We start from the raw sequence: 20,468 nt of genomic DNA, 5'->3' as shown, positions 1-20,468 counted from the left end.
TTGCTTTTGATGGCCTCATCGCCGGCAAGCCAGCTCCCACAGGTTCTGCACTGGCCTTAAGCCTTGTGCAGTACCTGTGGGAGCTGGCTTGCCGGCGATGAGGCCAGAAAACCCAACACAGAACTCAGCGGATAAGTGCACCCAGGCCATCGAGCAAGCGCTGCAACGCGCCCTGATTGGCCCGCATTACCGCCCTGCCCGCCTCGCCCATGCGCTGCGCGTCCTGCGGCAACTCGACCAGCCGCCGCACTGCTTCGGCCAGCCCGTCGGCATCGTCCACCTGCTGCAACGCCCCCGCCTCGCGCAGCATCGCGCTGATTTCGAGGAAGTTGAACACATGCGGCCCCATCAGCACCGGCAAGGCCAGCGCCGCGGGCTCCAGCGGGTTGTGCCCGCCGGTCGCCACCAGGCTGCCACCGACGAAGGCAATGTCGCCCAGGGCATAGAGGAACAGCAGTTCGCCCATGGTATCGCCGAGCAATACGCGAGTCTGCGCATCGACCGGCGTGCCGGCAGAGCGCCGCACGGTGGTGAACTGTTCGCTGCACAGCGTATGCACCGCTGCGAATCGCTCGGGGTGGCGCGGCACCAGGATCAGCAGGGCATCACCATGCACCTGCAACAATTGCCGATGTGCCTGCAGGATCAACGCATCTTCACCTTCGTGGGTGCTGGCGGCGATCCACACCGGGCGCTGTTCGGCCCCCCACTGTTCACGCAATGCCTTGGCACGCGGCAACAGTTGCTCATCGATCTTCAGGTCGAACTTGATCGAACCGGTGACCTGCACGCACTCCGGACGCGCGCCCAGGTCACGAAAACGCTGGGCCTCGGTTTCGGTCTGCACGGCAATCAGGCTCATCTCGGCCAGCATCGGCCGGGTCAGCCCGGCAAAGCGCCCATAGCCACGGGCCGAGCGCTCAGACAAGCGTGCGTTGGCCAGCGCTACTGGAATGCCGCGCTTCGCACACTGGTGGATGTGGTTGGGCCACAGCTCGGTTTCCATGATGATGCCCAGCTTCGGCTGCACATGGTCGAGAAAGCGCCCTGCCGCCCAAGGCAGGTCGTAGGGCAGGTAGCAATGCTGCACGCGAGGTTCGTCGGCGAACATGGCGCGAATACGCTCTGAACCGGTGGGGGTCATGCAGGTAAGCGTGATTGGCAATTCCGGGTAGGCCTTGAGCAAGGCGCGCACCATCGGTGCCGCCGCAATGCTCTCGCCCACCGATACCGCGTGTACCCAGATGCCGCCCCGGCGCATGGCCGGCAGCCTGAAAGCAAAGCGCTCGCCGATGCGTTGGCCATAGGCCGGCGCCTTGCGCGCGCGCAGGTACAGGCGCAGCGCAACCAGCGGCAGGCCCAGGTGAAACAACAAGGTATAGAGAGTTCTGTTCATGGCCGCGGAGTTTACCCGATCGCGCGCAGGTGCACCGCAAAGCGCTCGGCCAGCCACTGCGCGGCAGGCCCCAGTGGCTCGTCGCGGCGCCAGGCCAGTTCCACCACCAAGGCCGGTGGCCGCCACTCGCTGTCCAGTTCGACCATGTGCGCCTGGTAGGTCGGATACTGCACCACGTGCCGCGGCAGCCAGGCCCAGCCCAGGCCGCGCATCAGCAGTTCGGCCATGGCGTAGAAGCTGTCGGCGCGCCATACCTGCGGGCTGATCGCTTCGCCGCCGGGGTAGCCGCTTTGCTGCGGGGCAATCAGCAATTGTCGGTGACGCGCCAATTGCTGCCGGGTAACCCGGCCTTCGCCGGCAAGCGGGTGACCGACCGCGCACACCGTGACCATTTCCACACTGCCCAGGGCGCGCCGCTCCAGCGAGGCCGGGATGCTCTCGTGGTGGAAGAAAAGGCCAAGATCGGCGCGCCGCTCCACCAGCTTGCGCGCCACATCGCCCTGGGCACCGCTGGCCAGCTGCACCTCCAGGAATGGGTAGCGGCTGGCCAGCTCGTCGAGGCTGTCGATGACCGGCTGGTAGGGCATGGCTTCGTCCTGGGCGACCCGCAACAAGGCCTCCTGCCCGCGCATCAGCGCCAACGCACGACCATCCAGGCGCTCGCACTGGCGCAACAGTTCGCGGGCATCTTCCAGCAGGGCGCTGCCGTTCTCGGTCAGCTTGGGTTGTCGGCCACTGCTGCGCTCGAACAAGGTGACCCCCAGGTCGGTTTCGAGCAGGGCGATCGCGCTGCTGATCGCCGACTGGGCCTTGCGCTGCTCGCGGGCCACGGCAGAGAACGAGCGTAGTTCTGCAACGCGCAGGAAGGTACGCAACTGTTCAAGGTTCCACTGCTCGGCCATCGACCTATCTCCAATATTGATAGGTAATGACTTTACCCCATCCAGGTTACGTCTAGAATGCCCGACCAGTTACCGGAGGATCCCGCCATGAATGCCTACACCTACCTCGCCATCGCCATCTGCGCCGAAGTCATCGCCACCGCTTCCATGAAAGCGGTGAAAGGCTTGAGCACACCCTTGCCGTTGCTGCTGATGGTGGTTGGCTATGGCATTGCGTTCTGGATGCTGACCCTGGTGGTGCGCAGCATTCCGGTGGGGATCGCCTATGCCATCTGGTCGGGGCTGGGGATTGTACTGATCAGTGTGGCGGCGCTGGTGATCTATGGGCAGAAGCTGGATGTGCCAGCGATGCTGGGGATGGCCATGATCGTGGGTGGGGTGGTGGTGATTCAGCTGTTTTCAAGGACGGCTGGGCATTGAGGCAGCCTGTACGGGCCCTATCGCCGGCAAGCCAGCTCCCACAGAGTTGATACAGGCCGCAGGGTCAACGCCATCCCTGTGGGAGCTGGCTTGCCGGCGATAGGGCCATCACAGGTATACCCTGTATACTTGCCAGCTGTCCCAGTCTTCGAGGTACCGCCATGCCATCCGCCATTTCCACTGACGTGCTGATCGTCGGCGCCGGGGTCGCAGGCCTCTGGCTCAATGCCCGCCTGCGCCGGCTGGGCTACTCGACAGTACTGGTGGAACGCGCCAGCCTTGGCGGCGAGCAGACCATCAAGTCCCAGGGCATCATCCATGGCGGCACCAAGTACGCCCTGCACGGTGCCCTGACCGGCGCCTCGGAAGCCATCGCCGACATGCCGCGACGCTGGCGCGAAGCGCTGAGCGGCAGCGGTGAGCTGGACCTGACCCGCACCCGCCTGCTGTCCGACGCCCACTACCTGTGGTCACCAGGCACCCTGGCCGGCAACCTCACCAGCTTCTTCGCCAGCAAGGCCGTGCGCGGCCGGGTCGATCAGGTGAAGGGCGAGCAACTGCCGCCGGCGCTGCAGGACCGCGCCTTCAAGGGCAAGGTCTATCGCCTGGCCGAACTGGTCATCGACGTACCCAGCCTGCTGGCCAACCTGGCCGAACTGGCAGGCGACAGCCTGCTGGCCGGTGAGCGCATCGAGCCACTGCGCGAGGGCGACGACCTGGTCGGCCTGCGCGTCGACGGGCGCGACATCCGCGCACAGCGCATCGTGCTCAGCGCCGGCGCCGGCACCGAAGAGCTGCTGCATGCCCTGGGCCTGAACCAGCCAGCCATGCAGACACGCCCGCTACATATGGTGATGGCCAAGGGTGCCAACCTGAAACCGCTTTACGCCCATTGCCTGGGTGGCGGGCCAAAGCCACGGGTGACGGTTACCACCCACCCCGCCGCCGATGGCCAGTGGGTCTGGTACCTGGGCGGCGACCTGGCCGAAGCCGAAGGCGTTGCCCGCGAGCCGGCTGCGCAAATCGCCGCGGCACAGAAAGAGATCGCCAGCCTGCTGCCATGGGTCGACCAGAGCCAGGTGCGCTGGGCCACCCTGCGGGTCAACCGTGCGGAACCGGCGCAATCGGGCCTGGTACGCCCGGACAACGCCTTCCTCGCCGACCAGCAACGCCTGCTGGTCGGCTGGCCGACCAAGCTGGCCCTGGCACCGGACTTCAGCGACCGAGTCATCAGCCACCTGGAGCGCGACGGTATCCGCCCACAGGCGCAGGCCGACCTGGCCGACCTGCCACGCCCACCGTTGGGCGTACCGGCCTGGGAGCAACTGCTGCCATGAGCCTGCCGACCCTGCACGACTTCCATCGCCCCTTGGGCAGCACCGGTTTCAAGGTTTCGCCGCTGGGCCTGGGCACGGTCAAGCTGGGCCGCGACCAAGGCGTGAAGTACCCCACCGGCTTCACCATCCCCGGCGATGACGAAGCCCGCCTGCTGCTGGCCCAGGCCCGCGAGCTGGGCATCAACCTGATCGACACCGCCCCGGCCTACGGCCGCAGCGAAGAGCGCCTGGGCCCGCTGCTGCGCGGCCAGCGCGATGAATGGGTGATCGTCAGCAAGGTTGGCGAAGAATTCGACAATGGCCAATCACACTTCGATTTCAGCGCCGCCCACACCCGCCGCTCGGTGGAGCGCAGCCTGCGACGCCTGGAAACCGACCGCATCGAGCTGGTGCTGGTGCATTCCGACGGCAACGACCTGGCGATCCTGGAACAGCAGGAGGTCTACCAGACCCTTGCCGAGCTCAAGCAGGAGGGCAAGATCCTCGGCTTCGGCCTATCCGGCAAGACCGTCGCCGGCGGCCTGAAGGCGCTGGAGCAAGGCGACTGCGCCATGGTCACCTACAACCTCAACGAACAGGCAGAACGCCCGGTGCTGGACTACGCTGCCGAACACGGCAAGGCCATCCTGGTGAAGAAGGCCCTGGCCAGCGGGCATATCTGCCTGGCCCCGGGCGTTGACCCGGTGCGGGCCAGCTTCGAGCTGCTGTTCGCACACCCCGGCGTCAGCAGTGCTATCGTCGGCACCATCAATCCGTTGCACCTGGCCCACAACGTGGCCACCGTCGCCCGTATCCTGGGCCAGCATTGAGTTGCCCCAGGCCCACGGGCCTGGACTGACCCGACGCAAGGAGGAGCCTCGTGGCGCGAACGCTGATCCGCAAGAACCCGAGCAACTTCAAGACACTGCCGCTGCATGTCGAGGCCACGCCCGAAGGGCTGATCTACCAGAGCATCGGCATGCCGCTGAACTTTGCCCAGATCCAACAACGGCGCAAGGCCATCCAGTTGCCCGACGTGCAGCGCTTCGTGATCGAACTGGCCAACCTGGGCGTGTCGGTGCGGCTGACCCTGCATTGGCAGAACCGCGATTATTGGGTGCTGGTACGTCAGCGCCGGCAAGACCGTGGCGACGTGGTGCTGAAACTGATTTCCGGCTATGTGCCGGCGCAGGAGCTGAACCTGCCATTGCACACGGCCGTGCAGGAAGTGGCCGAGGAATGCCTGCTGGAAACCCCGGAAGGCTGGCTGGGCGGGCGCTTCAACGACACCTGGTTGCCGGTGCCCTACGCTGCCGCCCTGCACTACCGCGAAACCCCGCACTTCGTGCTGGCCCCGGAGTCCGGTGCCGCGCGCCCGGTGCACTGCGGCAAGCTGATGCTGCTGGAACGGCCACGGGCGTATGTGCACCTGCCCACCGCCTCGCTGCAACTGATCTACGACATGCGCCTGCAGGTACCCCGGGACGCCAAGAAGCTCAGCCTGTTCCACGTTGATGAGCGGCTGGAGGGCGACCAACTGGTGGCGCGGCTAAACCGCAAACGGCCAGACCTGTACCTGATGCCATTGAAGGACGGCCAGCCACTGGCTGAACTGTATACGGTAAAGAAGGATGAACTGGTGCCGGCGAGCACGCGCGGGCTGTACCTGGCCGAAAGTTTTGCAAGGCAGGAGGGCTGGGTGGTCACGGACGAGCGGGTGCGCTGGAAGGATTGGGTGAAGCAGCAGGGGTTGGTGGAGAACAAGCCGGTGCGGGCATCGCACCTGCAGCGGTTTGGCGACAAGGCGCGGGAACTGCTGGAGCGGGCGCGGACCTCATTGCACAAGTGACATCCTGGGGCTGCTTTGCAGCCCAATCGCCGGCAAGCCAGCTCCCACAGGTACTGCACAGGCCTTGAGAGCAGCGCGGTCGGGGTGGGAGCTGGCTTGCCGGCGATTGGGCCGCAAAGCGGCCCCAGCTTTCTCAGTTCTTGCGAATCTTCTCGACGATCGCCGTGGTCGAGCTGTTCTCGACCAGCCCCAGCACCTTCACGGTACCGCCATAGGCCTTGACGATATCGGCACCCACCACCTGGTCGATGCCATAGTCGCCACCCTTGACCAGCACGTCCGGCTTGACCTGGCTCAGCAGGTTCTCCGGCGTGCCCTCGGGGAAGCTGATGACCCAGTCCACTGCCCCCAGCCCGGCCAGTACGGCCATGCGCCGGTCGACGCTGTTGATCGGCCGGCCCGGCCCTTTCAGGCGGCTGACCGAGGCATCGTCGTTGACCGCGACGATAAGGCGATCGCCCTGGGCCCGCGCCTGCTCCAGGTAGGTGACATGCCCGGCATGCAGGATGTCGAAGCAGCCGTTGGTGAAGACGATCTTCTCTTTGTGCGCCCGCGCGTCGTCGATGGCCAGCAGCAGTTGCTCCAGGCCCAGCACGCCGCGCTCGGAGCCTTCCTCACGCTGGATCGCCCGGCGCAGCTCGGGGGCGCTGATCGCAGCCGTACCCAGCTTGCCGACCACGATGCCCGCCGCCAGGTTGGCCAGGGCCACGGCGTGGGGCAGGTCCTCGCCGGCAGCGATGGCCGCGGCGAGGGTGGAGATGACGGTATCACCGGCACCGGTCACATCGAACACTTCACGCGCCCGCGCCGGCAGGTGCAGCGCCGGCTGGCCGACGCGCAGCAGGGTCATGCCGTGCTCGCCACGGGTCACCAGCAAGGCGCCAAGGTCCAGGTCCTGCAGCAGCTGCAGGCCCTTGGCGACCAGCTCGGCCTCATCGGCGCAACGGCCGACGATGGTCTCGAACTCGCTGAGGTTGGGGGTGATCAGGCTGGCGCCCCGGTAGATGGAAAAGTCCTTGCCCTTGGGGTCGGCCAGCACCGGAATGCCCTTGGCCCGCGCCGCCTGGATCAGGCTCTGGTGGTTTTTCAGTGCGCCCTTGCCGTAGTCGGACAGGACCAGCACCTTGACGCCCTCGAGCAGGCTGTCGACCTCTGCGCCCAGCGACAGCGGGTCGGTGGCGAACGGTTCTTCGAAATCGATGCGCAGCAACTGCTGGTGACGGCTCATGACCCGCAGCTTGACGATGGTCGGCTGGTGCGCGATGCGCTGGAACACCGAGCGCACGCCTGCAGCCTGCAGGCTGTTGGCCAGGCTGTCGGCGGCCTCGTCCTGGCCGGTGACGCCAATCAGCGAAGCCGGCGCGCCCAGGGCGGCGATGTTCAAGGCAACGTTGGCCGCGCCGCCGGGGCGATCCTCGATCTGATCGACCTTGACCACCGGGACTGGCGCTTCAGGCGAGATACGCGAAGTACCGCCATGCCAGTAGCGGTCGAGCATGACATCGCCGACCACCAGTACCGGGGCTTGATCGAAACGCGGCATGGACAACTTCATGGGCAACCCATATGGAAATAATGAACAGGGGCAGGATATTAGCACAGGGTAGACGACGGCTTTATGGCCAGATCACCCCAGGAAAATTCCCGTGACAATCGGGGCCGCGATGGCCCCGATCAACGAGGGTTCAGGTGATATCGGCCTTGGCCGGCTCATCCAGGCCCATGGCATGCAGGCGGGCATAATGGCCATTGGCCGCGAGCAGCTCGGCATGGGTGCCGCGCTCGACCAGCCGGCCCTGGTCCATGACCAGGATCTGGTCGGCCTTCTCGATGGTCGACAGGCGGTGGGCGATCACCAGCGTGGTACGGCCCTGCATTACATGGTCCAGGGCAGCCTGGATATGCCGCTCGGACTCGGTATCCAGCGCCGAGGTGGCTTCGTCTAGGATCAGCAGCGGCGCGTTCTTCAGCAGTGCCCGGGCGATGGCCAGGCGCTGGCGCTGGCCGCCGGAGAGCAGCACGCCGTTTTCACCCACTTCGGTATCGAAGCCTTTTGGCAGCCGGTCGACGAACTCCTTGGCGTAGGCATCGGCCGCAGCGGCTTCGATGTCGGCGCGCGGGGCGCCGGCCAGGTCGCCATAGGCGATGTTGTTGGCCACGGTATCGTTGAACAGGGTGACATGCTGGGTCACCTGCGAAACGTGACGACGCAGGTTGCGCAGGCGATAGTTCTCGATCTCCACGCCATCGAGCAGGATCTGCCCCTGGTCGTGGTGATAGAAGCGCGGGATCAGCGCCGCCAGGGTCGACTTGCCGCTGCCGGAGCGGCCGACCAGGGCAATCATCTGGCCCGGCTCGGCCACGAAGCTGATATCGCTCAGCACCTCACGCTCGGTACCCGGGTAGGTGAAGCTCAGGTTGCGCACTTCCAGGCGCCCTTCCACCCGCTCCTTCTCGACGGTGCCGCTGTCCACTTCAGGCGCTTCGTCCAGCTGCTCGAAGATGCTTTCGGCACCGGCCAGGCCCTTCTGGATGGTCGAGCTGACTTCCGAAAGCTGACGAATCGGCTTGGGCAACAGACCGGCAGCGGTGATGTAAGCTACCAGGTCACCGGCAGTGGAATCACCGCGCAGGAACAACACCAGGAACATCAGCGCGGCCATGGCGGTGTAGATCACCAGTTGCAGCATCGGCGTGTACAGCGAGCCGGTCTTGGTCATTTGCAACTGCTTGTCGGTGTTGCTCTGGCTGGCCTTGCCGAAACGCTGCTCCTCGTAGGCCTCGCCGCCGAAGCTGCGCACCACGCGGTAGCCCTGGATGGTTTCCGAGGCAACGTGGGTGACGTCGCCCATGGCCACCTGGATTTTCTTGCTCTGCTTGCGGAATTTCTTGCTGGCGACGCTCACCATCACCGCGATTACCGGCAGGATGGCAACCATCACCAGTGTCAGGTGCCAGTTCATCCACAGCAGGTAGCCGAACAGGAACACCACGGTCAGGCCTTCGCGGATTACTACCTTGATCGCATCGGTGGCGGCACCGGTGACCATGGTCACGTTGAAGGTGATGCGCGAGATCAGGTGCCCGGAGTTGTGGTTGTCGAAGTAGCGGTTAGGCAGCACCAGCAGCTTGTTGAACAGTTCCACACGCAGGTCGTGCACCAGGCACAGGGAAACCTTGGCCAGGAAGTAGTTGCCGAGGAACGAGCCCAGGCCCTGCCACGCGGCGATCAGGATGATCAGCAGCGGCACAGCCTGCAGCAGTTGCAGGTCGCGCAGGTAGGGGACGTTGGGGAACAACACCGCTTCGGGGTTGCTCAGCCCATCGACGAAATATTTCAGGATCCCGGCCAGCATCGGCTGGGTCGAGGCAAAGATCACGAAACCGATGATGCTCAGCAGGAAAATGCCGACATAGGGTTTCACATAGCTCAGCAGCCGGAAGTAGATCTTCAGGCTGGAGGTGTGTTCCGCCGGTCGCGGTGTTTCGGCCATTATCAAGCTCGCTGTTCAGGTTGAACCGGAAATTTTACCACAGGCATCATTTTCGGCACGCCCCCATGGCAGCAACATGGCCAGGCCCACGGGCAGCCAGCTGATGAACCATTCGGCACGTGGCGTACCGGTAAGGCTGGCGGCATCGAACTGCATGGCCAGGGTGGAGTACACCCAGAAACCAAGCAGGATCTTGCCGAACAGCGTGCCGCGTGCGCGGACGATTTCGCCCAGGGTGCACAGCCACACCATGACCCACAGCAGCATGCCGGGCAGGCCCATCTCCACTGCGATGTGCGTGAACATGTTGTGGGTATGGTCGAAGTGCTTGCCCACTGCACTCACGTCGTAGGCAGCGCCCAGGCCAAGGCCGGTCCAGGGATGCGCGGCGATCATGTCGACCACGGCATGGAAGATTTCCGGCCGGTAGGACGAACCGCGCTGGGCGATCAGGTCGTACACGAGATAGAAGGCCAGGCCGGTGGCGATGGCCGCCAGCACGGCAAACACCCGGCTGTGGCGGTCACGGAACCACAGCGGGGCCAGGATCACGGTGAGCACCAGGGCCAGGATTGCCCCACGGCTCTGGCTGAGCATGGCAAACAACCCCAGGCACGCCAGCGCTGCCAGCCACAATAACTGCAGGCCACGTTGCCGCGGCGGCTCGTAAAGCAGGAAGAGCACGGCCGCACCGATGACGTAGGCGCCCAGGATCGGGTGCGATATCTCGCCGATGCCCTCCAGGCGGGCCAGCAAAGGCATGCCCAGCACGCCGTAGAAATGGATGACCGAGACCAGCGCGGCAACGGCCAGCAAGGCGCTACCGGCCAGCAGCAGCTGACGAATGCGGGCCTGGCCAAGCTGGCCCAGCAGCGGGAACGCCAGCAGGAATACCAGGATGTAGAGCAGGCGCTTGGCCTCGCGCTCCGGGTTTTCTGCGGCCGACCAGACCAGGCTGAGCCCGCTCCACGCCAGCAGCAACAACACACTCCCCCACAAGGCCGGCTGACGCCGCCAGGCCTGCACTATTACTTGCCTTGCGGACCACGCCATTACCAGCGTCGGCAACCACAGGAACAGCACCAGGCCTTGCTGATAGACCTTGTTGCTCGGTGCCAGGGCAATCGCTGCCAGGAACCAGACCAGACCAAACCCCAACCAGGCTTGCGCCCAGTTTTTTTGATACAACATCCTTTCCCCCGATGAATCAAAGACACCATCCAATGGTGCTACAACATTATTTTCGGCATTATTGCCGGTCATTCTGTTCGCCCGACGACAAGGCTCTATTCATGCAATGCTCCCGGCTCCCCCAGGTCGACTTCGATCAGCTGACACAAGGCGCACAGGTGCTTGAGGCAGATAGCCATGGCGCCAAAGTCTACCTGCTCGCGGATGGTAATTTCCTCAAGGTTTTTCGTAGGAAGCGGCTGATTTCATCTGCACTGCTGCGCCCGTACTCGCAGCGCTTCGTCGACAACGCCGCACGCCTTGCACAACTGGGCATCCCCACCCTGGAGGTGATCAGCCAGCACAAGCTCGACCTGCCAGGGCGTACCGCCGTGCTGTACCGCCCGCTGCCAGGGCGCACCTTGCTGCAGATGTCGCGCGATGAGGGTTTCAGCTGGGACACCTACCTGCCGCGCCTGATCGAACTGATCCGCCAGCTGCATCGCAGCGGCGTGTACTTCCGCTCGTTGCACCTGGGTAATGTGGTAGTCACCCCCGACCAGCAACTGGGCCTGATCGACGTGGCCGACATGCGCTTCCTGCGCCCGCCGCTGTCGGCGCGCATGATTCGGCGCAATGTGCAGCATATGGTGCGCTACATCGAGCGGGAGAACCTGGGCGACCGCTTCCCCCTTGCCGCTTTCGAGGCAGCCCTGCTGGCGCGTTGAGCGTCAACTGCGCAGCAGGCTCTGCGAACCGTTGCAGAATGCCTGCCAGGCCTGCTCCGGGGCCAGCGCCTGGCGCTGCCGCGCGGCTACCGCCGGGGCACTGAGCGACGCACAACGCTCGATCGCCTCGGCCCAGGCATTTTCATTGGTAACGGGCAGGTAGCCACCGGTGTCCTGCAACTGCTCACGGAACACCTGCAGGTCGCTGCACACCACCGGCACGTCGGCCATGACCGCCTCCTGCACCACCAGCCCCAGGCCTTCGGAGCGCGAAGGCACCAATAGCCAGTCGAATGCCCGGTACAGCTGCTGCAGGTCGTCTCGGTGACCACTCAGGTGAACACGACCAGCCAGGCCAAGCGCATCGATACGAGCCTGCAGCACCGCACGCAGAGGGCCTTCGCCGATGATTGCCAACTGCAGGTCCGACTGGCGCGCACTGGCCTTGGCGAACGCCTCGATCAGCATCTCGAAACCTTTGCTCTCCACCAGCCGCCCGACCGCGCCCAGCATCACTCCTGCTACCTGTGGCAACTGCAGGGCCTGCCTGGCTGCGTCCCGACTCAACAACGGTTCGGCGAAAGCCAGCGGGTCGAGGGCCATGCGCAAGGTTTGCACCGGCCTGCCCAGGTCGTGTTCGAGTGACGTGGCAAGTGTCTGCGAAACGGCGGCGATGCTCAGCCGCTCGGCCGGGAACATGCGCAACAGGCGAACGTCGCTGGCACTCAGGCGCGTCTTGCCGTGGAACAGCACCTTGGCACGCACCTGCGGAACCTGCTGCAACAACGGCAACACCAACCGCGCCACACCGACACCGTCGAGCAGCACGACTTCAGCCTGGGCCTCGTTCAGCGCCTTGCGCAAGCGCATGCGCAACCATGGGCGCAACAGGCGCCAGAAGTGCCGCCCTTTCAGCGCCCGTGACGGCATATGCCACTCCCGGGTCGAGCCAAGCCCACAGCAGAGCCCGCTACCCAGCAGCAGCCAGTTACTGATCCGGGCATCGGCACCCGCGTGCGACAGCACCTGCCGATGCACCTTGTGGATGGACATGTACGGCGTTCCACCCGCCCACATCATATTGACGATGTTCATGGGCCCTCTCCCGCTCATGTCAGGTGGGACAGCGACTTCACTGAACAAAAATGGTGATTCCCATGCCAATCACGGCACCCGCCACCAGCGTCAATGCCAACTTTATCCGATCACGTTTACGACGTTTGGCCTTGCGCTCCACTTCGATGGGCAAGGTCACGTGATTACCAAATCCAGTGTGCAATACTGCATCACCCTCCAAGGTGACCGCTGTCAGGTTTAACTCAGAATAGCGCCGGGAAAGTGCCTTCTCTCCAGCATAGGCGGCAAATGGCGCGCAACGCTGGTAATCGCTCAAACGACGCAGCCCGGGGTTGAGCGAAAACGCCTGCCACTCGGCCTTGTCGGACAGTAGCGGGTAGCAAGGCACCCCGGCGATCACCCGGCGATCGCCCAGATGGATGTACGGGCTGTGGATGGCCAGGTCATGGGCATGGCTCCGCAGCCACACCTGCAACAGGTCGGGGCTGACCTCCAGAATGGCCCGGGAGTCTTCGACGAAGCCCTGGCGATAGAAGTGCCAGTCGTCCTCGCAGTGAAAGATGTAGGGCGTCTTGACGTGGCTGTAGGCCAGGTCGATAGACGGCAGCTGGCCCAGCTTGGGCCGGTTGACGAACACCTTGCAGTGCGGTTTCCAGTGCTCAGGCACAGCGGCATGCACGGCATCATCACCGGAGTCTTCGGTGATAAACACTTCGCGAATGGGCGCAGTATTGTAGCGATCGAAACTCTCAAGGGTATCTTTGAGCAGATCGAACCGCCCACAACTGGTCACGACGAGCGTGACGTCACTCTCATTTGAAAAGCGCACCGGACTCCCTCCGCATTGCGACTATCGACTTTCAACGCCCGCTCCGCAGGCGCGAAAGTTCTTATGTTAGATGCCCAGCTTCAGGCGCAGCCGCTGCCATGCAGACAACGGCGGATGGGGCCTGAGCGCCGGGCGCATGTGGTCGACGATGCTACGTCCAACTGCCCCGAAACTGAAACGGGAAACCGCCAGGTGGCGGCCATTTTCTGCAATCTGCCGGGCAAGTTCAGGGTCCGCACGCAAGTGGCGGAGCTTTTCCTGGAGGGTCGGGATGCTGTCATAGAACACCACGTTGTGCATGTCCTGCAGGCCCAGCGCGCGGTTCTCTTCCTCGCCCTGGTCATACGCCAGCAACACACAGCCACAGGCCATGGCTTCGAAGTTCTTGATCATGTATTCGCCCATGCCGACGTCGGCACTGACGAAGAAGCGGATCCGGTTGAGCGTGTTGCAGTAGTCCTCACCCGACTTGGTACGGGTCACCACCAGGTTCTCGACGCGGCCCAGCTCGTCCAGCAATGCCTTGCGGCCGCTGTAGGCCACGCTGTTGGTGCTGCCGACGAAGGCCAGTTCGATGTCGCGCTCACGCCCTTGGTCGGCAAGCAACTGCTCGTCGTAGCCCTTGGGCACGAACACGGCGTCGAAACCTTCCTGGCGCAGGCGCTCGCTGACCATGTAGCCGGAGCTGATCACCCGCGCCCAGGGCAGCTTGCGGTAATGGGCGCTGAACTTGCCGGTGTACTTGCACGGGATGTAGTTCTGGTAGGCATCGTGCTCGAGGATTACCAGGTTCGGCACGGTACGGATGAACGCCGCCTGGCGGATTTCCTGCTTGAAACGCAGGAAGAAGACAATGCGGTCATAGCGCTCGACCTGCACTTCACGCTTGAAATAGCGGCGCAGGTTGCGCTGGTCTTCGCTGGTCAACCAGCGCAGGTCGCACTCGCAGTTGGCCGCGACGCCATCGTACAGGCGGTCGAGAATCGCCCGCTGTTCCTTCTGCACCAGAAATAGGACTTTCATTGGGTTCCTTGGGCGCTCTGCGCCATCGCGGTCAACCATGGGGCGTAGCTACAGCTCACGCCGCCAGAACAGTTCATGTCGGCGCACGGCCTTGCGGAAAAATTCATTCTCGCCGTAAGGCGACGGCCGCCGCCCGGCCAGCCAGCGCTGCAACAAGCGGCGCAGGCGGCGCTTGAACGGCGCCGGCGGCTGCAGGTCGTGCATCATGCCCAGGGCCATGGCCTTGTCGCGCTGGGTTGCCAGGTCCAGTACCAGGCTGCAAGGTGCCCACGCCTGGGCAGCGCTCAGCTGCGGCGGCAAGGCCACGCCATCACCACTGTCGCCCATCGGCCAGCGGTCGTTGTCATGCAGGTGGTTGGCGTAGCACAGCAGGGTTTGCGGCTGCCAGGCCAAGCCTTGCAAGGCTTCCAGCACCGCTGCCTGGGCACATATGTGGTCGGGGTGCGGGTCGAGCTGCGGGTGCGGCATCACCAGCACCTCTGGCCTGGCCATTTCCAGCAAGGCCCGCAGGTCGGCGAGCAGGTTGCGCCAGGTCGGCGCGCCATCGACATCGGCCGGCAGCGGGAACGGGTTGAATCGGCGGAATACGCGAATGTCGGCGAGGTCGGCCTCGCGAGAAGCGGCCGGCTGGTCTGGCGCAGCCTGCATGGCAGGCAGTTGCAGACAGAAGTAGCCCAGCTGCACGCAACGCGATTCCGCCACACCAGCCCAGCGTGGCACGGCAACACTATCCCAGGCCCTCAGGCGGCCCTTCAGGCGCGCGGCCTCGGCCTTTGCCAAGCCCATCTGCTGGTAGTGCTCGGCCTCGATTTCACCAGCGGTCAGGGTCACTAGCCAGGCTTCGTCGGCCTGGCTGTAAAGGCCGTAAGCGGCCAGCTCGGCATCATCGGCATGCGGCGCGATCACCATCACCCGGCGCCGTTGCAGCTCGACCGCCGGGGTTATCCACAAGCGCGGCTGGCCAGCCAGCCGGCAATGCCGGCCACGCAGGCGCAACGCGCCAGCCTGCAGAGGTGCGGCGAGGCCGGTGAGGTTGAGGAAGCGCACGCCATCGACGCCGCGCTCGAAGGTTTGCCGGTCGGCCTGCTCGCCAGCCACCAGCTCGACCTGCGGGTCCAGGAAGCGCCCCAGCCAGCTGCTTTTTACCCGCAGCTCGAGGACCAGGGTTTCGTTGCCCTGCAGCACGCACTCAGCCTTGAGCAAGCCGCCGCTCAGGCTGGCAGGAGCCTCCCGGGTCTGCTCGCCGAAGTCGTAGGCGTAGTCCTCACCTGGCGCGTAGAACAGGTGGTCGGCAAACCAGGCCTCGTGAGCCGCCCACAACAGCGGCAACAGCAGCAGTGGCAACCACCACCAGCTGAACGCACCTATGGCCACCAGCGCGACCAGGCCCGCCAACAGGCCCAGGCGCTTGTTGCGCCGGTGGCGCTTGAGCAACTGCTGCTTGCGACTCACGCCTGATACACCGGTACGGGGTTGCACCAGCGGTCCTTGTACTCGCGGTCGGCACGGCCGAACGAGAACCGCAGCGGCTTGTTGCGCGCACGGGCGTCTTCCCAGGCGGCCTGGGTATTGAGGAAGCTCAGCACACTGCCGGGGCTGAAGGCCTTGGTTTCAGGGTCAACACCGCCATTGATGTACTCGACGCTGATCCATTCCGGCGCTTCGACACGGTAAACCAGCTGGATGGCAATCGGCTTGCCGTCCAACAGTAGCACCGAGCCGATCAGCAGCTCGCGCAGGCGTTCCAGCACCTCGGCCATGCGCTCGGCGCCGGTGGCAGGGAAGCCCCAGCGGCGCTGGAACAGGTCGCAGTACATACTGGCGATTTCCTGCGCACTGAAGTCGCCGATCGGGCGCACCACTCCGCCCGCCTCTTCCAGCAGGCGCAGTTCGCGGCGCTGGTTGTAGCGGAACTTCTTCGACAGGTCTTCGTGGGCGCGGGCCATGGCCAGCTGTTCCTTCTGCGCCTTGAGGCCGCTGAAGCGGCCCTGGTTCAGTTCGGACAGGTAGCGCGCGGCATGGCGCAACGGTGCAGCGGCATCGGCCGCCGCCGGCAGGATGATCTCGGCGTTGCCCAGGTCGAACAGGGCCTTTTTGCCGGCGCGCTTGAGCACATCCTTGGACAGCGCAAGGTGGCGCCCCCAGGTGGGGATGGCGGCCTTCAGCTCGCCGGCCTGGTGCCAGCCCAGGTAACGCACCGGGATATGTGCCAGGTCCGCCAGCTGCTCGACCACCAAAGGATGGGTGGCAACACTGCCACCAAAGCGTGCCCATGCCTCGGCGTAGGCCTTGGCGTCGATAACTTGCCAACCGCGTTCGCGGAAGGCCTGGATACGGTTGAGCATCAGGCCTGCCCCACCAACGCACGAACTTGCGGCAGCTGCCAGAAGGCCTCGCGCACCGCCTGGTCAGAGAAGCGTTCACGCAGGCGCTGCAGCATGTGCTCGGCACAGGCCTGGCGCTGCTGCCCATCGAGCACAGCCATGTGCTTCAGGCCCTGGGCCAGTTGCCCGGCATCGCCCAGCGGGAACAGCACGCCAACACCCTCGACCACTTCGCGGGCACCGCCACAGGCCGTGGCCAGTACCGGTACACCGGCGACCATGGCTTCGAGCAGGACCATGCCGAACGGCTCATGGTCGGAGCTCAGTGCGAATACATCGAACGCCTGGAAGTAACGGCGCGCATCCGGCACTTGGCCAAGGAAGTCCACTTGCCCGGCAATGCCCAGCTCGGCGGCCTGGGCCTTGAGCTTGGCTTCCAGGCGCCCCTTGCCAAGGATTGCCAGGCGGGCGCCAGCCGGCAGCCCCGGTAGCGCTTCGGCAAAGCCACGCAGCAGGGTGGCCTGGTCTTTGTCCGGGTGCAGGCGCCCGACGTTACCGACAACCCACGCCTGCGCATCCAGGCCCAAGGCCCGGCGGGCCTCGGCGCGTGGCACCAGGGCTGCTTGCAGGGCGTCGATGTCGATGCGGTTGTACAAGGTCTGGATACGCTCTGCCGGCCACTGCGGCAGGCAGCGGCGCATGTCGTCACGCACTGCGTCCGACACACCCAGCAAGCTCAGGCGTTTGCTGAACAGGTTGGCGAAGATGCGTCGCCCCTTGCGCTCGTAGTCACCGAAAGCATGGTGCACGCCGATCACCGGCAAGCCGGTACCCAGCAACGCCACGTAGATCGGCTTGAAGCGATGGGCAATGCAGAAGGCGAAATTGCGCTCGGCCGCGATCCGCCGCAACGCACGGATGGCGCCGAGTTTCAGGCCGCGCACGGCCTTGGAACTGAACTCCAGGAACAGCACCTCGTCCGACGCGCAGCCAGCCGCTACCTGCGGGTCGGCGGCGCCGGTGAGGAACACCGTGGTGACCTGGTAGCCACGCCCCTGGAACAGGCTGGCGTACTGACGGGCGCAGTCCAGGAACGGCCCGTCATAGCCATGGCAGAACTGCAGGATGCGCGGTTCAGAGCGGCTGGTCATACGGGGCCGCGCCGTCCTTCACAACCAGAATGTCTTCCATGATCAGGTACTGCAGGTCCGAGCCGAAGAACATGTTCAGGGCGTCGGTCGGCGAACAGATCATCGGTTCACCACGGCGGTTCAGCGAGGTGTTCAGCGACACACCGTTGCCGGTCAGGTCTTCCAGCGCCTTCATCATGTCGTAGTAGCGCGGGTTGTACTCGCGCTTGAGCACTTGGGCACGCGAAGTGCCGTCCTCGTGGACCACTTCCGGCACGCGGGTCTTCCACTCTTCAGCCACTTCGAAGGTGAAGGTCATGAACGGCGCCGGGTGGTCGACCTTGATCATTTGCGGGGCGACGGTGTCGAGCATCGACGGGCAGAAAGGTCTCCAGCGTTCGCGGAACTTGATCTGCTCGTTGATGCGGTCGGCTACGCCCGGCACGCTCGGGCAACCGATGATCGAACGGCCGCCCAGGGCACGTGGGCCGAATTCCATGCGGCCCTGGAACCAGGCCACCGGGTTGCCGTCGACCATGATTTTGGCGATGCGCTGCGGCATGTCGTCGAGCTTGCGCCACTTTGGCGCGTTCGGGTGACGGGCACAGGCAGCGATCACGTCTTCGTTGGAGTACGAAGGGCCGAGGTAGACGTGTTCCATCTTCTCGACCGGCACGCCACGGGCGTGGGAAACGTAGGCGGCAGCACCCACGGCGGTACCGGCGTCACCGGAAGCAGGCTGGACGAACAGCTCTTTCAGGTCTGGGCGGGCGATGATCTTCTGGTTGAGCTTGACGTTCAGCGCGCAACCGCCGGCAAAGGCCAGCTTGCCGGTTTCACGCAGGACGTCGCCCAGGTAGTGATCGATCATCTGCAGGGCGATCTTCTCGAACAGCGCCTGCATGCTGGCCGCGTAATGGATGTACGGCTCGTCGGCGATGTCGCCTTCGCGCTTGGGGCCCAGCCATTCGATCAGCTTCGGCGAGAAGTAGAAGCCCTTGCCCTTCTCTTTATAGCGGCGCAGGCCAATGACGTTGGCGTATTCGGTGTTGATCACCAGTTCGCCGTTTTCGAAGCTGGCCAGGCGCGAGAAGTCGTACTTGCTGGCGTCGCCATACGGCGCCATGCCCATGACCTTGAACTCGCCATCGAGCATCTCGAAGCCGAGGAACTCGGTGATTGCGCCGTACAGGCCGCCCAGCGAGTCCGGGTCGAAGAATTCCTTGATCTTGTGGATTTTGCCGTTTTCGCCGTAGCCAAAGAAGGTGGTGGCGTATTCGCCTTTACCGTCGATGCCGAGGATTGCGGTTTTTTCCTTGAAGCCCGAGCAGTGGTAGGCACTGGAGGCGTGGGCCAGGTGGTGCTCGACCGGCTCGATCTTGACCTTTTTCGGGTCGAAGCCCAGTTGTTCCAGGCACCAGACAATCTTCTTGCGGTAGCGCTTGTAGCGACGGTTGCCCATCAGGATGGCGTCGAGGGCGCGGTCCGGGGCGTACCAGTAGCGCTTGGCATAGTGCCAGCGCGCTTTGCCGAACAGGCTGATCGGGGCGAACGGGATGGCTACCACGTCGACGTCGGATGGCTTGATGCCTGCCTGTTCCAGGCAGAACTTCGCCGACTCGTAGGGCATGCGGTTCTTCGCATGCTTGTCACGCACGAAGCGCTCTTCTTCGGCGGCGGCAATCAGTTTGCCGTCAATGTACAAGGCCGCGGAAGGGTCATGGCTAAGGGCGCCGGACAGGCCAAGAATCGTCAATGCCAAGGGATTAGCCTCTTCATTCGGTAGAAATGCGCCAGCGGCCTCTTGGGCGGGTGGCGGCTAAAGGGCGGGATTATAACGCAAACATCAGGATAGGCACTGCATTAACCTGTGGGAGCGGGCGCGCCCGCGAACACCGGCAAAGCCGGTGCCATGCACCGCAGCGCCTGCTTCGCGGGCACGCCCGCTCCCACAGATGCCCCAAGGCAACTGCCTATTCGGCGATCAGCCAGTCCATGCGGAAGCTGCCGGCGGTTTGCGCCAGCTCTTTGGCCAGCCATGGCAGCAGCTCCTTGAGCTCTTCTTCCAACCCCCACGGCGGGTTGGCGATGGCCAGACCTGAGCCATTGAGCCCCTGCGGGCTGTCCTGGTGGTGCACATACAACTCGACCCGCAGCAGTTTCGGTGCGCCGGTGCTGGTCAGGTCCTGGTAGAAGCGGGTCAGCGAACGCTGGTCCTTGATCGGGTACCAGATGGCCGCGACGGTCTGGCGCATGCGACTGATCGCCTCTTTCATGGCGGTAGTGCAGCGCTTGAGCTCGTCAGCCTGCTCGAACGGCGGGTCGATCAGCATGATCGCGCGCTTTTCCTGCACGGGCAGCAAGGCCCGCGGCATATGCCAGCCTTCGCCCAGGTGCACGACCACGCGTGGGTCTTTCTTCATGTTCTCTTTGAGCAGCGGCCCGTCCTCGGGATGCTTCTCGTTGAGCAGGGCGCGGTCCTGCTGGCGCATCAGGCGGCGGGCCAGCTCGGGCGAACCAGGGTAGTAGCGCAGCTCGCCATCGGCATTCAGGCGCTTGATGATACGCAGATAGTCGTCGGCCATGGCCGGCAGGTCATCGCGATTCCACAGGCGGGCGACACCTTCCAGGTACTCGCCGGTGCGGGTTGCCTGGTCGCCCTGCAGGTCATAAAGGCCAAGCCCTGCATGGGTATCGATATAGGCGAACGGCTGCTCCTTGCGCGACATCAGGGCGATGAGGCGGGTCAGCACGATATGTTTGAGGACGTCGGCGTGGTTGCCGGCGTGGAAGGCGTGACGATAGTTCAT

The 20,468-nt window shown here is 64.5% G+C and carries 18 protein-coding genes; 5 read left to right on the top strand and 13 right to left on the bottom strand.

From position 1 onward, the window contains the following. Window positions 1-124 precede the first annotated feature (124 nt). Window positions 125-1,396 carry a lipid IV(A) 3-deoxy-D-manno-octulosonic acid transferase gene (gene waaA / locus CAG22_RS02480; protein ID WP_085704268.1) on the bottom strand — a complete coding sequence of 424 codons (1,272 nt, stop codon included), beginning with the start codon at window positions 1,394-1,396 and terminating at the stop codon, window positions 125-127. Window positions 1,397-1,407: 11 nt separating this feature from the next. Further along, a complete protein-coding gene (locus CAG22_RS02475; RefSeq protein WP_025340850.1) occupies window positions 1,408-2,298 on the bottom strand; it encodes a LysR family transcriptional regulator in 891 nt (296 codons plus the stop codon). A gap of 87 nt (window positions 2,299-2,385) precedes the next feature. On the opposite strand from CAG22_RS02475, the gene CAG22_RS02470 reads away from it, so the two are divergent. From CAG22_RS02470 to CAG22_RS02455, 4 genes are all read left to right on the top strand, one after another. Next, complete coding sequence (locus CAG22_RS02470; protein WP_085587883.1) at window positions 2,386-2,718, top strand: multidrug efflux SMR transporter; 333 nt, start codon at window positions 2,386-2,388, stop codon at window positions 2,716-2,718. 161 nt (window positions 2,719-2,879) lie between these two features. Continuing rightward, the gene (locus CAG22_RS02465) at window positions 2,880-4,055 is read left to right on the top strand and encodes an FAD-binding oxidoreductase (RefSeq protein ID WP_085704266.1); all 1,176 of its coding nucleotides are present in this window, start codon (window positions 2,880-2,882) and stop codon (window positions 4,053-4,055) included. Continuing rightward, window positions 4,052-4,864: an aldo/keto reductase gene (locus CAG22_RS02460; RefSeq protein WP_085704264.1), complete on the top strand. Its 813-nt coding sequence runs from the start codon at window positions 4,052-4,054 to the stop codon at window positions 4,862-4,864. Before CAG22_RS02465 ends, CAG22_RS02460 begins: the two co-directional genes overlap by 4 nt. Window positions 4,865-4,914: 50 nt before the next feature. Then, window positions 4,915-5,883 (top strand): metal ABC transporter ATPase, encoded by a 969-nt coding sequence (locus CAG22_RS02455; protein WP_075046548.1) that lies wholly within the window; start codon window positions 4,915-4,917, stop codon window positions 5,881-5,883. Between the two features lie 133 nt (window positions 5,884-6,016). Here CAG22_RS02455 and hldE read toward each other — a convergent pair whose 3' ends face one another. From hldE to CAG22_RS02440, 3 genes are all read right to left on the bottom strand, one after another. After that, window positions 6,017-7,438, bottom strand: coding sequence for a bifunctional D-glycero-beta-D-manno-heptose-7-phosphate kinase/D-glycero-beta-D-manno-heptose 1-phosphate adenylyltransferase HldE (hldE, locus tag CAG22_RS02450; RefSeq protein ID WP_061550410.1), 1,422 nt, complete (start codon window positions 7,436-7,438; stop codon window positions 6,017-6,019). Window positions 7,439-7,568: 130 nt separating this feature from the next. Further along, window positions 7,569-9,377, bottom strand: a complete 1,809-nt coding sequence (gene msbA / locus CAG22_RS02445) for a lipid A export permease/ATP-binding protein MsbA (protein WP_025340855.1) — start codon at window positions 9,375-9,377, stop codon at window positions 7,569-7,571. Window positions 9,378-9,392: 15 nt separating this feature from the next. Next, on the bottom strand, window positions 9,393-10,568 hold the full coding sequence (locus tag CAG22_RS02440) for an O-antigen ligase (RefSeq protein ID WP_085704262.1): 1,176 nt from the start codon (window positions 10,566-10,568) through the stop codon (window positions 9,393-9,395). Between the two features lie 101 nt (window positions 10,569-10,669). Between CAG22_RS02440 and CAG22_RS02435 the strand changes: the two genes are divergently transcribed. Next, window positions 10,670-11,275, top strand: a complete 606-nt coding sequence (locus CAG22_RS02435) for a toluene tolerance protein Ttg8 (protein ID WP_015272032.1) — start codon at window positions 10,670-10,672, stop codon at window positions 11,273-11,275. A 3-nt stretch (window positions 11,276-11,278) separates the two neighbouring features. Here CAG22_RS02435 and CAG22_RS02430 read toward each other — a convergent pair whose 3' ends face one another. From CAG22_RS02430 to CAG22_RS02395, 8 genes are all read right to left on the bottom strand, one after another. Beyond that, complete coding sequence (locus tag CAG22_RS02430) at window positions 11,279-12,370, bottom strand: glycosyltransferase (protein ID WP_085704260.1); 1,092 nt, start codon at window positions 12,368-12,370, stop codon at window positions 11,279-11,281. 37 nt (window positions 12,371-12,407) lie between these two features. After that, window positions 12,408-13,181 carry a glycosyltransferase family 2 protein gene (locus CAG22_RS02425; RefSeq protein ID WP_039612457.1) on the bottom strand — a complete coding sequence of 258 codons (774 nt, stop codon included), beginning with the start codon at window positions 13,179-13,181 and terminating at the stop codon, window positions 12,408-12,410. 66 nt (window positions 13,182-13,247) lie between these two features. Further along, window positions 13,248-14,204: a glycosyltransferase gene (locus tag CAG22_RS02420; protein ID WP_085691383.1), complete on the bottom strand. Its 957-nt coding sequence runs from the start codon at window positions 14,202-14,204 to the stop codon at window positions 13,248-13,250. A gap of 48 nt (window positions 14,205-14,252) precedes the next feature. Further along, complete coding sequence (locus CAG22_RS02415; RefSeq protein WP_085704258.1) at window positions 14,253-15,656, bottom strand: PIG-L family deacetylase; 1,404 nt, start codon at window positions 15,654-15,656, stop codon at window positions 14,253-14,255. Further along, the gene (locus CAG22_RS02410) at window positions 15,653-16,549 is read right to left on the bottom strand and encodes an antimicrobial resistance protein Mig-14 (RefSeq protein ID WP_085704253.1); all 897 of its coding nucleotides are present in this window, start codon (window positions 16,547-16,549) and stop codon (window positions 15,653-15,655) included. Before CAG22_RS02410 ends, CAG22_RS02415 begins: the two co-directional genes overlap by 4 nt. Then, window positions 16,549-17,679, bottom strand: a complete 1,131-nt coding sequence (locus tag CAG22_RS02405) for a glycosyltransferase (protein ID WP_085704251.1) — start codon at window positions 17,677-17,679, stop codon at window positions 16,549-16,551. Before CAG22_RS02405 ends, CAG22_RS02410 begins: the two co-directional genes overlap by 1 nt. After that, window positions 17,663-19,420, bottom strand: a complete 1,758-nt coding sequence (locus CAG22_RS02400) for a carbamoyltransferase (protein WP_013974482.1) — start codon at window positions 19,418-19,420, stop codon at window positions 17,663-17,665. Before CAG22_RS02400 ends, CAG22_RS02405 begins: the two co-directional genes overlap by 17 nt. A 211-nt stretch (window positions 19,421-19,631) precedes the next feature. Next, the gene (locus tag CAG22_RS02395) at window positions 19,632-20,468 is read right to left on the bottom strand and encodes a 23S rRNA (adenine(2030)-N(6))-methyltransferase RlmJ (protein WP_085704248.1); all 837 of its coding nucleotides are present in this window, start codon (window positions 20,466-20,468) and stop codon (window positions 19,632-19,634) included.

It is taken from the genome of Pseudomonas sp. B8(2017), assembly GCF_002113575.1.
In the GTDB taxonomy this organism is placed as follows: domain Bacteria; phylum Pseudomonadota; class Gammaproteobacteria; order Pseudomonadales; family Pseudomonadaceae; genus Aquipseudomonas; species Aquipseudomonas putida_Z.
Note: the sequence above shows the minus strand (reverse complement) of the source record. Positions and strands in the feature narration are given on the sequence as shown.